Source organism: Deinococcus fonticola, assembly GCF_004634215.1.
In the GTDB taxonomy this organism is placed as follows: Bacteria; Deinococcota; Deinococci; order Deinococcales; family Deinococcaceae; genus Deinococcus; species Deinococcus fonticola.
Genome location: NZ_SMMH01000018.1, coordinates 44,390 through 58,156, shown reverse-complemented (window position 1 = coordinate 58,156; position 13,767 = coordinate 44,390). Strand labels below are relative to the sequence as shown.

Sequence of the window (13,767 nt, the reverse complement as noted above, 5' to 3'; positions counted from 1 at the left end):
CGCGGTCTAAACTGAGGCATGTGGCGCATCCTGAAAGACCTGGGCGTGACCCTGCGCGAGCTTGTTTACGCCCTTCTGGAGCAACCCAGCCGCTCCGGCCCCACCCGCGACGAGGCCGAGAACAACCGCGCGCAGCACGAGCAGCTGGCCGCTTCAGCGCCGGCCAGCGCGCGGGAAGCGGCGACTCAGGTGGCCAGGGAAGTGGGCAAGGCCGCCATCTGGCAACCCACCGAACGCGCACGGCGTAAGCGTTAACGGCCTTGCTGGGCCAGCCAGGTCGGGTCAGGCGGGATGGTTTGCAAAACCTCCACAATCACACCGTCTGGAGCGAGCACCTGAAAGCGCCGTTGCCCCCAGGATTCATCAGTCAGGGGTTTGGTGATGGTCAAGCCAGCAGCGCTCAGGCGTTTTTCTTCTCGGGCGGCGTCTTCAACCATAAACCCCAGCAGAATCCCGGAGGTGGGCTGGTGCCGCTGGCTGGCCGAGTTTGCCTCATGCGCCCGGTGCAGCAGGTCAAGGTGGATGCCCGGCAAATCTGGGTGCTGCAAGCTCACGTACCAATCCAGTTCCACCACTGCCTGAAATCCCAGGTGCTGAATGTAAAACTGTGCCGCCTGACGCGGGTCATCACAGAGAAGAACCGTCCCTTGACTGAGAATATGCATTAAATCCTCCTGATCACTACACTTGTACCGGTCAGGGTGTCATAAAGTCAAGTCATGCGTCACAACGCTGCCCGCCGCGCCGCTCTGCTGGACGCCACTTTGACCATCCTGGCCCGCGAAGGCACACGTGGCCTCAGCTACCGCACCCTGGACGCCGAAGCGCGCCTGCCTACCGGAACGGCCTCCAACTACTTTCGGAACCGAGCCGAACTGCTGAGGCAGGCCGCCGAACACGTTCACTTTCGCCTGCAACCCGACGCAGACTGGCTTGAAAGCACCCTCCAGCGCCCGCCCGGAAGGGAACTGCTGACGGAGCTGCTGCAAAACCTCGTGCAGCGCGTGCTGCAAGACCGCACTGCGTACCTGAGCCTGCTGGAACTCCGCCTGGAAGCCACCCGCCGCCCCGAATTGCAGGACACTCTCCGTCATACGCTGAACCATCACTTTTACCTGAACCGGAATTTTGGCCCCACGCACGGCCTGCCCCTGACCCACCCGGAGTTCACGCTGATTTACCTGACCATCAGCGGCCTGCTCATTGAGGAGCTGACGCTTCCCGGCCTTCTGGAAGAAACCACCCCGGACGAACTGATGCAGCGGCTCGTGGAGATTTTCACGCCCAGTGGCCCCTGGCGGCCTTGACCCTTCCCGGCGACAGGTCGCCGTCACGTTCCCGCGCCCGTGACACCCGCCGCGCCCGCACTCCACCCGTCTTACACTGGGGTGCTATGACCAACTTTCGCAAAGAGTCGGACACGATGGGCACGCTGGACGTGGACGCCAGCCGCTACTGGGGCGCGCAGACCGAGCGCAGCATTCACAACTTCCCGATTGGGCGCGACACGTTCGTGTGGGGCCGCCCCGTTATCCGGGCGCTGGGCATCCTGAAAAAGGGCGCGGCGCAGGCGAACGCCGCCCTGGGCGAACTGCCCCTTGACATTGCCGACCTGATCGTGCAGGCGGCCGACGAGGTGATCGCCGGGAAACTGGACGACCACTTCCCGCTGGTGGTGTTCCAGACCGGGTCGGGCACGCAGAGCAACATGAACAGCAACGAGGTGATCTCCAACCGCGCCATCGAGATCGCGGGCGGCGTGATGGGCAGCAAGGCGCCGGTGCACCCGAACGATCACGTGAACCGCGGCCAGAGCAGCAACGACACCTTCCCCACCGCCATGCACATCGCGGTGGTGCTGGAACTGAACGAGCGCCTGTACGGGGCTGTGGGCAAACTGCGCGACACCCTCGCCGCCAAAGCCGAGCAATACGGCGGCCTGGTGAAGGTGGGCCGCACGCACCTTCAGGACGCCACGCCCATCACGCTGGGGCAGGAGATCGGCGGCTGGGTCGCGCAACTCGACTATGCGCTGGCCGAAGTGAAACACGCCGGCGAGGGGCTGCTGGAACTCGCCATCGGCGGCACGGCGGTGGGCACCGGCCTGAACGCCCACCCGAAATTCGGTGAGCTGGCCGCCCAGAAATTCAGTGATGAAACCGGGTTCAAGTTCCGCAGCGCCGAGAACAAATTCGCCGCGCTGTCCGCCCACGACGCCCTGGTGCAAACCTCCGCCGCGCTGCGCACGCTGGCAGGCGCCCTGATGAAGATGGCGAACGACGTGCGCTGGCTGGCGTCCGGCCCCCGCAACGGCATTGGCGAAATCAACATTCCGGAAAACGAGCCAGGCAGTTCCATCATGCCCGGCAAGGTGAACCCCACCCAGTCCGAAGCGATGACCATGGTCGCCACCCGCGTATTCGGCAACGACGCCACCGTGGCTTTCGCGGGGTCGCAGGGGAACTTCCAGCTGAACGTGTTCAAGCCCGTGATGGTGCACGCCGTGCTGGAAAGCATTCGCCTGATCAGTGACGCCTGCCTGGCCTTCAACGACAACTGCGCCGTGGGCATCGAGCCGAACGAGGCGAAGATCAAGGAGAACCTCGACAAGAACCTGATGCAGGTCACGGCGCTGAACAAGCACATCGGGTATGACAAGGCCGCTGCCATCGCCAAGAACGCGCACAAGAAGGGCATTTCCCTCAAGGAGTCCGCGCTGGCCCTCGGCCACGTCACCGAAGAAGAATTTGCCCAGTGGGTCGTTCCGCTGGACATGACGCACAACTGAGCAGCAATGAAGAAGAGAGGCCGCCCCAGTGGCGGTCTTTGCTCTGGCCTGGCTTTTGCCAGAGCAGGTCTCCGAATTCCGTTCTTCGTCCTATTCATTTAAATTCACTTGCGCTGCTCGAACAAAAAGCACGGCGTTCTTTTGTCTTATGTTCTAAGCCATGCGGCGGATGCCCCCGCGGGTTGACCGTATAAGCTTGGGTCACGATGATCAAGATTTTTCGTTGAATTGCACACGTTCTGTACGGGCCAGCTTGCTAGGCTGACCACAATGCCAATGTGTCTCCCTTCCTCGCCGGGGCATGATTCCCCCCGACCTGCGACATGGCAGCCCGTGACGGTGCGAACAAGTTTATTCAAGCGCGAGTCGAGCGTCGCTCCTCCGCTTCGGGAATTCAAGCAATCAGTAAAGGATGTGACTCAACATAGATAAAGTGCATGGCAACCTGTCGGGCCTGCGCCCGGCGCAGAAGAAATCGCTGGAGAACCTGTACCGCCGCCGCATCGAGCCGGGCCGCCTCGGCTCGCCGGAACTGGCGCGGAACCTGGCTGAACTGTCGCACGACGTGCGGCGTGAGGTGGGCGTGGTCATCGACCGGCGGGGGCGCGTGATTTCCGTGAGTGTCGCGGACGCGAAAGGCACGGAATTTCCGGATCTCCGCATGGGCGAAAACCGCCTGGCGGGCTTTCACCTGCTGCACGCCCACCCCAAAGGCGGGGCGCTCAGCAAGGGCGACCTGTCCACGCTGTTTTTAAAGCGGCTGGACGCGGTGGTGGCCATCGAGGTGCAGAACGACGGGCGGCCCGGCCTGGTTCACGCGGCGCACCTGACCCCGCCCGGCACGGTGGGCGAGGAAGAGGATTGGCGCATCCTGCCGCCCGCGCAACCGTTTGAAATTGACGAGTTTGACCTGGGGGCGCAGGTTTCGGCCCTGGAGGAAGAAATTGCCCGCGCCGCCCGCACCCGTGAGGCCAAGAAAGACCACGAACGCGCCATTCTGGTGCAGGTGGATCAAGGCGAGTTCGACGCCGAGGAACGCCTGGAGGAACTGGGCGAACTGGCCCGCACGGCCGGCGCGGAAGTCGTTTACAGGGAACTGATTTACCGCCGCAACCTGAAACCCGGCACGCTAATCGGCGCCGGGAAACTGGAGGAACTGACCAGCAAGGCCTACCACCTGGACGCCGACCTGCTGATCTTCGGTCAGGAACTGGGGGCGGTGCAGGCGCGTGAAATCGAGGCCGCAACGGGCCTGAAGGTGATCGACCGCACACAACTGATCCTGGATATTTTCGCCCTGCACGCGCAGGGGGTGGAATCGCGCCTGCAGGTCGAACTAGCGCAACTGCGCTACATGAAACCGCGTCTGCTGGGTGCCGGGGCGCAACTCTCGCGCATTGGGGGCGGCGGGGGCAGTGCCGGGGGCGGAGCCATCGGAACCCGTGGGCCGGGTGAAACGAAGCTGGAGCTGGACCGCCGGCGCATCAACGACCGCCTGGCGTTTCTGGAGAAGCAGCTGAGTGGCGTGTCGGCCCGGCGCGAGGAACTTCGCAAGGGCCGCAGCCGCAACGATATTCCGGTCATTTCCATCGTGGGGTACACCAACGCCGGAAAAAGCACCTTGCTCAACGCCTTCACGCACGCCGCCGAGGAACCGCGCCGCGTGCTGGCCGAGAACAAACTGTTCGCCACGCTGCGCCCCACCAGCCGCCAGGGGTTCATCGACGGGATCGGGCAGGTGATTTTTACCGATACGGTGGGTTTCATTCGTGACCTGCCCAAGGATCTGACGCGGGCTTTCCGCAGCACCCTGGAGGAAATCGGGGACGCGGACATCCTGCTGCACGTGGTGGACGCCGCCAGCCCCGGCGCGGACGCCCGATTAAACGCCGTGAACCGCATCCTGGAGGAACTGGGCTTCGTGGACATGCCCACCGTGGTCGCCCTGAACAAGGCCGATGCCGCCGACCCGGAAGTGCTGGCCCGCGAGGTCGAGCGCACCGGGGGGATTCCCGTCAGTGCCCTGAAAAACCGTGGTATTCCCGAATTGAAAGAAGCCCTGGCCGACGCTGTGGCGCAGGTGCAGCGCCAGGAGCTGGCCCGCCAGGAGGAAGCCCGCGCCGCCCGCGTCGAATGGCGGTAAGCAGCGTCAATTCCACCGATCTGGAGGTGTTGCAGCGCAGGTTGCGGCGCCTCCTGTGGCTGTGCCGCGCCCTGAGACGCTCGGAAAGCTTCGCGGTGCTGTGCCTTCATCTGCGTCAGGACGGCAAAACCGTGCTTGACCTGGAAGCGGAATTCACGCGCCGACTGGCCCTGGCGAATGCGGGTTCGATCCTCAGCACAGCAGAAATTGAGTCCTACGCGAGCTGGGCAGACTTCTACTTACCAGCGTTCGAGGACATCTGGGCCGCTGTGCGTTTCTTCGAGAACGGCCCGGCAGGACAGGCCAAGCATGTGGCTTAACTCTGTCCCCTCTTTTCCCACTGACCACTCATGCGGGTCTGAACTCTATTCCGCCCATCCGGGAACAGCACCCGAATGGGCTCTGCTGCGCAGCTTTACAAGTCCACGCCGTCCAGACCCGTATTTTCTCCTAAGTAGCTGGCGGGGGAAGAACAGGGTATGCCCTGTTCAAACCCCGACCGGAGGGAGAAGCCAAAAGTGGCTGGCGGGGGAAGTGGAGGGCATTCGGGCGCTTTCCCCGGAGGCCCGTAACTGTACCCGCTAGCCACTTACTCACTCCGTTCGGAAAAATAGATTGAATGCGCAATCTATTTTTCGGAGTGGTATCCCCACTTCCCACCCATTCTTGACCGCGTCCCGCTTCCCGCGCACCCCTTCACCGCACCCCTTCACCGCAGCGCTTTCAGCAACCCCGCTAACCCTTGCGTGTACCCGTCGTCCAGGCGCGGCCATTCGGGGGGGAAGGGTTGCGTGGCCGTGATCTCGTTGGGCACCACGACCACCTGCATTCCGGCGGCAACGGCGGCGGTAGCTCCATTCAGGCTGTCCTCGACGGCCAGGCACTGCTCCGGTTTCAGGTTCAGATTGCGGGCGGCCAGCAGGTACAGTTCCGGGTCGGGTTTTACGCGGGCCACGTCATCGCGGGTGGCGAGAGTCTCGAACACGTCCAGCAGGCCGTGCTGGGTGAGCCAGCGGGTGATCCAGGCGCGGTCGCTGCTGGACGCCAGGGCCAGGCGCAACCCGGCGGCCTTGATCTGCCCGAACACGTCCAGCACGCCGGGCCTCAAGTCCTGCTGCTCAATGGCCTCCAGAATGCTGGCGTGCAGGGTAGCGTGGACGTTCTGGCGGTCGGCCTGCACGTGCTCGGGAAGTCCCGCCCAGGGGTCGAAGGCCCCCCAGGTGCCGATGCCGCGCTGCCAGTCCTGCAGGGCCAGCTCGCGGTCGTGCTGGCGGTACAGGGCCTCCCAGCGGCGGAACTCGGTGGTTTCGGTGTCGAGGATCGTACCGTCGAAATCGAAGATGACGGCTTGCAGGCCGTCCGGGATGCTCAGGGGCGCGGTCATACCGTTCAGTGTAAGGGCGGGTGTCTTGAGTCAGTCTTTGTGAGGACGTCCCGCCGACCGCCCGCCCGTTAAGCTACTGGGGATGATTGAGTGGATGCAGAACCTGATGGACAGCATGGGATACCTGGGGATCGTGCTGCTCATGATCCTGGAGAACCTGTTTCCGCCCATTCCCAGCGAGCTGATTATGCCGGCGGCGGGGTTCGCGGCGGCGCGGGGCGACCTGACCTTTGCGGGCGTGGCCCTGGCCGGAACGCTGGGGAGCGTGCTGGGCACCCTGCCGCTGTACTTCATCGGCAAGGCCTTCGGCGAGGAACGCATCGTGAAATGGGCCGACAAGCACGGGGCGTGGTTGACGCTGGACGGCAACGAGATCAGGAAGGCTGACGACTGGTTCGACCGTCACGGCAGCAAGGCGGTGCTGTTCGGCCGCCTGATTCCCGGCATCCGCAGTTTGCTGAGCCTTCCGGCGGGTATGAGCGAGATGCCGCTGCCCAAGTTCCTGCTGTACAGCGCCATCGGTTCCGGCGTGTGGGCCTCGCTGCTGGCCTACGCCGGGTACGCCCTGGGCGAGAACTACGAGAAGGTCTCGCATATCGTCGACCCGGCCTCGAAGGTCATCCTGGCCCTGGTGGCCCTGTACCTGGTGTGGACGTTCATCAAGCGCAAGCGGGCGCACATCGGTGAGGGTCACTGAAGCACAATGAACGGGTGACTTTCTCCTTCCCGACCATCCCCACGGAACTGCGCACCGAGCGCCTGCTGCTGCGCCAGCCGCGCGTGCAGGACGCCGGGGCCATGCAGGCGGCCATCGAGGCGTCACTGCCGGAATTGAAGGTGTGGATGCCGTGGGCGCACGCCCCCGCCACGCTGGAGGATCGCCGGGAGTACGTCCAGGCCAGCATCGAGCGGTTCAGGGAAGGTACCGAACTGACCTACGTGATCTGGACGGCGGACGGGCGCACCCTGCTGGGCAACAGCGGCCTGCACCACCTGAACTGGCTGGTGCCCAGGGGCGAGATCGGGTACTGGGTCGCCACGCCCCACACCGGGCGGGGGTACGCGCAGGAGGCCGCGCGGGCGCTGACTGGCCTGGCCCTGGACACGCTGGGGTTTCGCCGCCTGGAAATTCGCTGTGACGCCCGCAACGAGCGCAGCGCCCGCATTCCCCGTGAGCTGGGCTTCACACTGGACGCTGTCTTCAGGAACGACGACGTGGCCGCGGACAACCCGCTGAAATTGCGGGACACGCTGGTGTTCAGTCGCGTGCAGTAGGGGCGGGGGCGACGCGGGCCTCCGGTCTCCCCCGTCCGCGCCGCCCCCCGCTTCTCCCTTACTTCAGGCCGTACAGGTCGCTGTACTTCGTCCTCAGGTAGTTCAGGTAGGGTTCCACGCTCAGGCCCTGCCCGGTGGCCCGCTCCAGCAATTCATTCGGGGTGTAGCGGCTGCCGTGGCAGTACACGTTTTCCGTGAGCCAGACGCGCAGGCGCGAGAAGTCCTTGCGGGCAATGTCCCCTTCCAGGCCGGGGTTGGCCCGTTCGGCGGCGGCGTAGAACTGGGCGTTCAGGACGTTGCCCAGCGTGTAGCCGTGGAAGGCCCCGCCGATCTGCCCGAAAAACCAGTGCACGTCCTGCAACACGCCGTCCACGTCGCTGGGGGCACGCAGGCCCAGGTTCTGCTCGTAGGCGGCGTGCCAGGCGTCGGCCAGGTCGCGCACGGCCAGTTTGCCGCTCAGCAGGTCGCGTTCCAGTTCGTAGCGGGTAATCACGTGCAGGTTGTAGGTCAGCTCGTCCGCGTCGGTGCGGATCAGGCTGCGGGCCACCACGTTGCTGGCGCGGTGCATCTCTTCTTCCGTCACGTCCTTCAGTTGCTCGGGGAACACGTCCCGCATGTCGCCGAAATACGCCGCCCAGAAGGCGCGGCTGCGGCCCACCAGGTTCTCCCAGAGGCGCGAGCTGCTCTCGTGCACGCCCGCACTGACGCCGTGGCCCAGCGGCGTGCCCAGGTACTCCTCGGCGACGCCCTGCTCGTACAGCGCGTGACCGGACTCGTGCAGGGTGCTGTACAGCGCGTCGATGGGGTCGTTTTCCTTCACGCGGGTGGTGATGCGCACGTCGTGCCCGCCCAGGCGCGTCATGAAGGGGTGGTGCGTCAAGTCCTGCCGCCCGCGCGTGAAATCGTACCCGTAATCGCGGATGATGCCCTCCCCGAACTTGAGTTGCAGCTCCTTGGGGTAATGGCGTTCCAGAAAGTCCACGCGGGGCCTCTCGGCCTGCGCCACCTGTTCGACCAGCGGCACCAGCGCCTCGCGGAGCTGGCGGAACACGTCATCGACCTGGGCCTGGGTCATGCCCTCGTCGGACTGGTCGATGAAGTAATCCATCGGCGTGGCGAACTCGGGGTAGTACCCCGCGCCCTGGAGGCTGTAATCCAGCGTCTTCTCCAGGATGGGCACCATGCGCCTGAAGTCGTTGGCGGGCCGGGCTTCCGTCCAGGCGGAGTAGCTGTTGCCGCCGTGCTCCGTCCACTCGGCGACAAAGGCGGTGGGCAGGCGGGTGGCCTGGTCGTAGTTTTTGCGGGCCAGCCCCAGCATCCTGGCCTGCTCGGGCGTCAGGTCGTCCCTCTTTCCGGCGGTGTCCAGCAGTTTGCCGTACTCCGGGTCGGTGGCCTTCTGGTGCGCGATGGTGGAGATCAGCGCGGTCTGCCGCGAGCGTCCCGCCGAGGCCGCCTGCGGCAGGTACGTGCTCTGATCCCAGCCCAATAGGGAATTGATGCCGCTCAGGTCGGCCAGTTCCTGCCAGCGTCGCGTCAACTCCGTCCACTGCGTATCGGTTTTGGTCATACCCAGAGCCTAGAGCAGATTGCAGAACTACGCCATCCGTGGGAAAGCGCCCCGGATGGCTCCATTCTTCCATCTGCTCAATGCAATTCACTCACTTGGCGACCCCGTGGCCGACGCCGAGCTGTGGCGCGAGCGCAGCGCCATTACCCACGCGGGCAAACTGAAAGCCCACATGTTCATGATGCATGGCACCAACGACACGCGCTACCCGATCAACCAGGCCCGCGACTTCCGCGACGCGCTGATCGCTGACGGCAAGAAGGAAGGTGAGCACTTCGAGTACGTCGAATTTAGCGACGAGGGCCACGGCAGCGCCGACATCGCCGGGAAGACCCGCAGCTACCGCCTGCTGGCCGATTACCTCGAAAGGCGGCTGTAGACATCAGCTCGGCGCCGTATCCCCAGTGGCTTTTGCCGCTGTATACCCGGCGTCGAGTTCAGGCCCCAGGTTCAGCAACCCCTGCACGCGCCGCACGATACTTTCCAGCCAATCGGCTTCGTCCAGCGTGAGCTTGCGGCCTTTGCGATACTCCACCCAGTTTTTCAGTACCGGATACCCGCCCAGCGTGAACCCCCAGACTGCCTCAGATACCCCCGCTAATTCCAGCGTGTCCGACAACACATACACTTCTCGCCCGGCGTCATAGCGCGGTTTGACGCCAATGTTCAACTCCGCTTCCGGCGCTTCCATGTCTGTGCCCGGCGTCACCAGGCGGCCCACCGAGCGCGGCACGTCCGGCTGCGCCTGCGGGTCAAGCAGCGCCGCCACCCTGCGGCCCAGTTCTGCTCCCTGGGCCAGCACGGCGCGAGTGCCAGGCAGCGGCACACGGGGCCAATCTTCCGCCAGATACTCGGCATGTTCGGCGCGGTAGGAGGGCGCACTGAGCACCGCCAACGCGTGGTAAAACACCTGTTCCGCCAGTTCCCACGCCAGCGCGTTGGGCCGCCCTTTCTCGTCCCTCACCACGCCGTACCGCGACAGCACAGGCGCAGGCTTAGGCCTAGGCAAGCAAGTTGACCCCGCTTTCGCAGTCGCGACCTTCAACACCCCCGCCCGTGCCAGATCATCGTAAAAGTCGGAGATGTTGGGCAGGTACTCGTACTGCTCATCCGAAGCGAAATGCTTGAAACGCAAGCGGAGAGGGATTGCTCTTGCATCTGGTCGCATGTGATGGAACTCGATACCAACGTTTGAAAATCCCACCCGGTCAAAGAGAGGAGCGCCTTCTTCACCTTCTACGAATTTCTCCATGACTTGACTGGCGATGAGGAAGGCGTTTTCACTAATCTGAGGAAGGTATTCTGGGCGATCACGAATGAGCAGGCGGTCATCCCAGAGAACCTCCCGAAGATCAAACGGACGGAATAAATATGGCTGAACGGCAATTCGCTGAATCTCATTCCCAATAACAGCATTTCGTCCCTTGAGACTGCCATCCCTCTCAAGAGAGGCTTCAGCGTACTTCTCGATGAAGCTCGCATCAGAGATCAATTCGTCGGCTAGGTCTTCAGCTTTCTGGCGGCCCTCTCCGAGGAAACTGACTGCAATACCATCTCTGGCAGCTTGAGCGCCGCTAAATCGCATTGGAAAAATCTCGTCTACGCTCGGCCAGTCCCAGTACGCATCTTCTCCGTTCAGGGGTTTCAAGATGTAGCGGTGTTTGCGGCTGGGGGTGAAAGCGGGTTCATACGGCGTGGCTTCTTCCAGGAGCGCCTGACGTTTGCTTTCGCCGCTGCCTTCGTAATCGCGGTAATGCACTTGCGCTAGCGTGTCGGGTGGGCTGTCTGCCAGTTTGACAAAGGTACCAACCGCCACGCCCACTTTGATGCCGCCGCTGGTGTCGGTGGTAAACACACTGCCGTCACCTGCTTTGTGGGCGCGTTGGTTGCCGTGCAAATCGTCGATGTACAGGTGGTCGAAGCGCTTCAATAGGTGTTCGCGCATGACCGGGTGACTGATGCCCGTCAGGTAACTGCGGTTGGTGATGAAGGAGACGATACCTGCCTGGGTGTTCTCGGCGATGCGCCACTCGGCCAGGCGAATGAAGCGTATATACAGGTCGTCCAGGAGTTGTTTTTTTACGCCCCAGCTTTCGCGCAAGCAAGTTTTGTATGGGGCGACCAGGGCCAATTCTTCAGGATTGTCGGGCATATCGGCGAAGCGGGCGTAAGGCGGATTGCCGATCATAACCATGATCTTGCGGTGGTGTTTAACCTCGTCGGTCAGCTCCTGCTCTTCAGCCAGCTCGCCATACAGGGGGTCGGGTTTGGTTTTGCGAGGTTCCCAGCCGTTGAGGCTATTGGTGAGGTACACGCCGACGCGCTCATCGCTGTTGAGGGGTGCGCCCGCTTCGCTGAGCAGCAGGGCCAGTTGCAGGTGGGCGATGGCGAAGGGCGCGGGCATCAGTTCGAAGCCGTAAATACGGGTCTGGAAAGCTTCTTTCAACCGTGCGCCGACGCGCCCTTTGCCTTCTTTCTGCATTTCGGCGGTCAGGAAGCGGCCCAATTCCAGCAGGTAGCCTCCGGTGCCCGTGGCGGGATCGAGAATGGTCACATTCGGGTCGAGCAGGCCTAGCGGTAAGTTCAGGTGGGTTTGGAGCAGCCCGTGAACGTGCCTGATCTGGTAGCGGATGATCTCATGCGGGGTGTACCAGATGCCGAGGTCTTTCTTGAGCTGGGCGTCGAAGGCTTCCAGAAACGGCTCGTAGAAGTACGTGACGGCGGCTCCTTCTTGAAAACTCTTCAAAAAGGGTTCGGCGTCCACGCGCCGCAGCATGTCGAGGGCGCGGTCAACCAGGGCGCGCAAGTCCAGCCGGGTGAGCTTACGGGAGGTGTTCACCTCGTCGAGCAGCAGGCTGATGACGGGAATATTCAGGTCGTCGGCGATGTTTCCACGGCTGATCTCAGCGCCCTTGCCTGTCCTGGCAGCAGCGACCCACCCAGCGAACAGTCCGTAAAAGAGGGCCTGCACCAGACTGGAACGGAAGAAGTGATCGAGTTCGGCCTGTTTCTCGGCCCATTTGGCCTCTTCTCTGCGCTGCTGTTCAGCGTTTTTCTTGTTCTTCTCGATCTTGGGCAGGGTGAAACTGGTGCCCAGGGCGTCTTCCATCGCTTTGCGCAGCGGGGCCAGGGCGTCGGCGTCCTGTCCTTCCAGGTTGTGCATGGCTTGCCGGGCATAGTAAGCCAGTAAGCCGGCGATCTTTTGAGGCCGGGTCAGGCTGCCGCGTGCGCTGGCCCACACGCTCAGCAGGGCGCTCAACTCGTCCAGGTGAGTTTTTGCCAGGTCGGCGGGCGTGGTCGCGCTGGTCAAGTCGGCGTGGGGGATGGTGTACCGGCCCAGCTCGGTCTCGCCCTCCAGCACGACGAATTCGTGAAAGTTGGTCAGTAGCGTGGGCTTCTGCCGGGCGTAGCGCCGCGCCTGCTCCAGCCCGTGTACATTTTTCGCCAGCGGAACATCCAGGGCCTCTGCTTCACCGAGAGCCACATTTTCGGCTCCATCCTTTTCCCTCAGGCCGAAGTCGGGCAGACCCTGCTCGTCTTTACTGGGGTGAGTGATGACCTCGTATTCGGGCAGCAAGGCGTCCAGCAACTCTTTGAGCAGTGGCAGATAGGTATTCTCGGGCGTCCCCTTGCCGTGAACCTTGCGGATGGCCTTCACATAATCGCCGAAGGCTGTTCTGGGAGTTTTTACCATGTCAAAGCCTATCTTTCCACAGAGACCCTCGCCTGATAGACGGTTTTCATACTTGACTTACAGGGAGTCGGCCAGTGCCTTACCCTGTAAGCATGAACCTGACCGAGGCGCGGGCGGCATTGAGGAACGCCAAAAAAGTGGCCGTCCTGACCGGGGCGGGCATCAGTGCCGAGAGCGGTATCCCGACTTTCCGGGACGCGCAGACAGGCCACTGGGCGCGCTTCAGGCCGGAAGACCTGGCGAGTCCGCCCGCTTACGCCCGTGACCCGGAGATGGTGTGGGAGTGGTACGCTGGACGTTACCGCGAGATCTTGAACGCCCAACCGAACGAGGGCCACCGCCTGCTGGCCGGGCTGGAGCGCGAGAAAGGGGAAGGTTTTTTTCTGGCGACGCAGAACGTGGACGGCCTGCACGCCCGCGCCGGAAGTAAACGCCTGGTGGAGTTGCACGGCAACCTGCTGAGTGCACGGGACGAGAAAACCGGCGAAACTTTCCCGCTGGCCGCGCCAGACGCGTTGCAGACGCCGCCCACTTCCCCGAACGGGAACCGTATGCGGCCCAACGTGGTGTGGTTTGGCGAGTTCCTGCCCGAGGACGCCCTGGAAGCCGCCCAGAACGCCTTTCACACCTGTGAGGTCGCCCTGATTGTCGGCACCAGCGGCGTGGTGTACCCGGCGGCCGGGCTGGCGCTGGAAGCCATGGCCGAAGGCGCCGTCGTCATCGAGATCAACCCGGACGCCACCGAACTGACGCCCCTGTTGACTTTCAGCCTGCGTGAGAAGGCCTCCGCAGGGCTGGCGCAGTTGCTGGCGTGATACGCACTGCGTCCAATTCCATAGGACTCTCGGAAAAGCACCGCAATCCTCTTTCATTTTCTGCAGCACGTATTTTTTGCTTCTCCTTCCAGTCGGGTGAT

At 63.3% G+C, this 13,767-nt stretch carries 13 protein-coding genes; 9 read left to right on the top strand and 4 right to left on the bottom strand.

Annotated features, from left to right (window positions below):
* Positions 1–18 precede the first annotated feature (18 nt).
* Positions 19–255 (top strand): hypothetical protein, encoded by a 237-nt coding sequence (locus E5Z01_RS11855; RefSeq protein ID WP_135229549.1) that lies wholly within the window; start codon positions 19–21, stop codon positions 253–255.
* Here E5Z01_RS11855 and E5Z01_RS11850 read toward each other — a convergent pair.
* Entirely contained in the window at positions 252–665 is a 414-nt protein-coding gene (locus E5Z01_RS11850; protein WP_119764766.1) for a VOC family protein, read from the bottom strand. The genes E5Z01_RS11855 and E5Z01_RS11850 overlap by 4 nt on opposite strands.
* 54 nt (positions 666–719) lie before the next feature.
* Here E5Z01_RS11850 and E5Z01_RS11845 point away from each other — a divergent pair, with 54 nt between their 5' ends.
* The 4 genes from E5Z01_RS11845 (at position 720) to E5Z01_RS11830 (ending at position 5,251) form a co-directional block, all read left to right on the top strand.
* Complete coding sequence (locus E5Z01_RS11845; RefSeq protein ID WP_135229548.1) at positions 720–1,307, top strand: TetR/AcrR family transcriptional regulator; 588 nt, start codon at positions 720–722, stop codon at positions 1,305–1,307.
* Positions 1,308–1,393: 86 nt separating this feature from the next.
* Complete coding sequence (gene fumC, locus E5Z01_RS11840; RefSeq protein ID WP_135229547.1) at positions 1,394–2,788, top strand: class II fumarate hydratase; 1,395 nt, start codon at positions 1,394–1,396, stop codon at positions 2,786–2,788.
* Positions 2,789–3,221: 433 nt separating this feature from the next.
* Positions 3,222–4,931, top strand: a complete 1,710-nt coding sequence (gene hflX, locus E5Z01_RS11835; protein WP_170311956.1) for a GTPase HflX — start codon at positions 3,222–3,224, stop codon at positions 4,929–4,931.
* A complete protein-coding gene (locus E5Z01_RS11830) occupies positions 4,922–5,251 on the top strand; it encodes a hypothetical protein (RefSeq protein ID WP_135229546.1) in 330 nt (109 codons plus the stop codon). Before hflX ends, E5Z01_RS11830 begins: the two co-directional genes overlap by 10 nt.
* A gap of 389 nt (positions 5,252–5,640) precedes the next feature.
* Here the strand turns inward: E5Z01_RS11830 and E5Z01_RS11825 are convergent, their stop codons facing one another.
* Positions 5,641–6,315 (bottom strand): HAD family hydrolase, encoded by a 675-nt coding sequence (locus E5Z01_RS11825; protein WP_135229545.1) that lies wholly within the window; start codon positions 6,313–6,315, stop codon positions 5,641–5,643.
* 82 nt (positions 6,316–6,397) lie between these two features.
* Here E5Z01_RS11825 and E5Z01_RS11820 point away from each other — a divergent pair, with 82 nt between their 5' ends.
* Together E5Z01_RS11820 and E5Z01_RS11815 are read left to right on the top strand one after the other, a co-directional pair.
* Positions 6,398–7,012, top strand: a complete 615-nt coding sequence (locus tag E5Z01_RS11820; RefSeq protein ID WP_135229544.1) for a DedA family protein — start codon at positions 6,398–6,400, stop codon at positions 7,010–7,012.
* Positions 7,013–7,026: 14 nt separating this feature from the next.
* Positions 7,027–7,590: a GNAT family N-acetyltransferase gene (locus E5Z01_RS11815; RefSeq protein ID WP_240738344.1), complete on the top strand. Its 564-nt coding sequence runs from the start codon at positions 7,027–7,029 to the stop codon at positions 7,588–7,590.
* Positions 7,591–7,648: 58 nt separating this feature from the next.
* On the opposite strand, the gene E5Z01_RS11810 is transcribed toward E5Z01_RS11815, so the two are convergent.
* Positions 7,649–9,157: a carboxypeptidase M32 gene (locus E5Z01_RS11810; protein WP_167757892.1), complete on the bottom strand. Its 1,509-nt coding sequence runs from the start codon at positions 9,155–9,157 to the stop codon at positions 7,649–7,651.
* 106 nt (positions 9,158–9,263) lie between these two features.
* Between E5Z01_RS11810 and E5Z01_RS11805 the strand changes: the two genes are divergently transcribed.
* Complete coding sequence (locus E5Z01_RS11805) at positions 9,264–9,536, top strand: alpha/beta hydrolase family protein (protein ID WP_240738342.1); 273 nt, start codon at positions 9,264–9,266, stop codon at positions 9,534–9,536.
* Between the two features lie 3 nt (positions 9,537–9,539).
* Here E5Z01_RS11805 and E5Z01_RS11800 read toward each other — a convergent pair whose 3' ends face one another.
* Positions 9,540–12,851 (bottom strand): type ISP restriction/modification enzyme, encoded by a 3,312-nt coding sequence (locus tag E5Z01_RS11800; RefSeq protein WP_135229541.1) that lies wholly within the window; start codon positions 12,849–12,851, stop codon positions 9,540–9,542.
* 92 nt (positions 12,852–12,943) lie between these two features.
* Here E5Z01_RS11800 and E5Z01_RS11795 point away from each other — a divergent pair, with 92 nt between their 5' ends.
* Complete coding sequence (locus E5Z01_RS11795; protein ID WP_135229540.1) at positions 12,944–13,666, top strand: SIR2 family NAD-dependent protein deacylase; 723 nt, start codon at positions 12,944–12,946, stop codon at positions 13,664–13,666.
* Positions 13,667–13,767 lie beyond the last annotated feature (101 nt).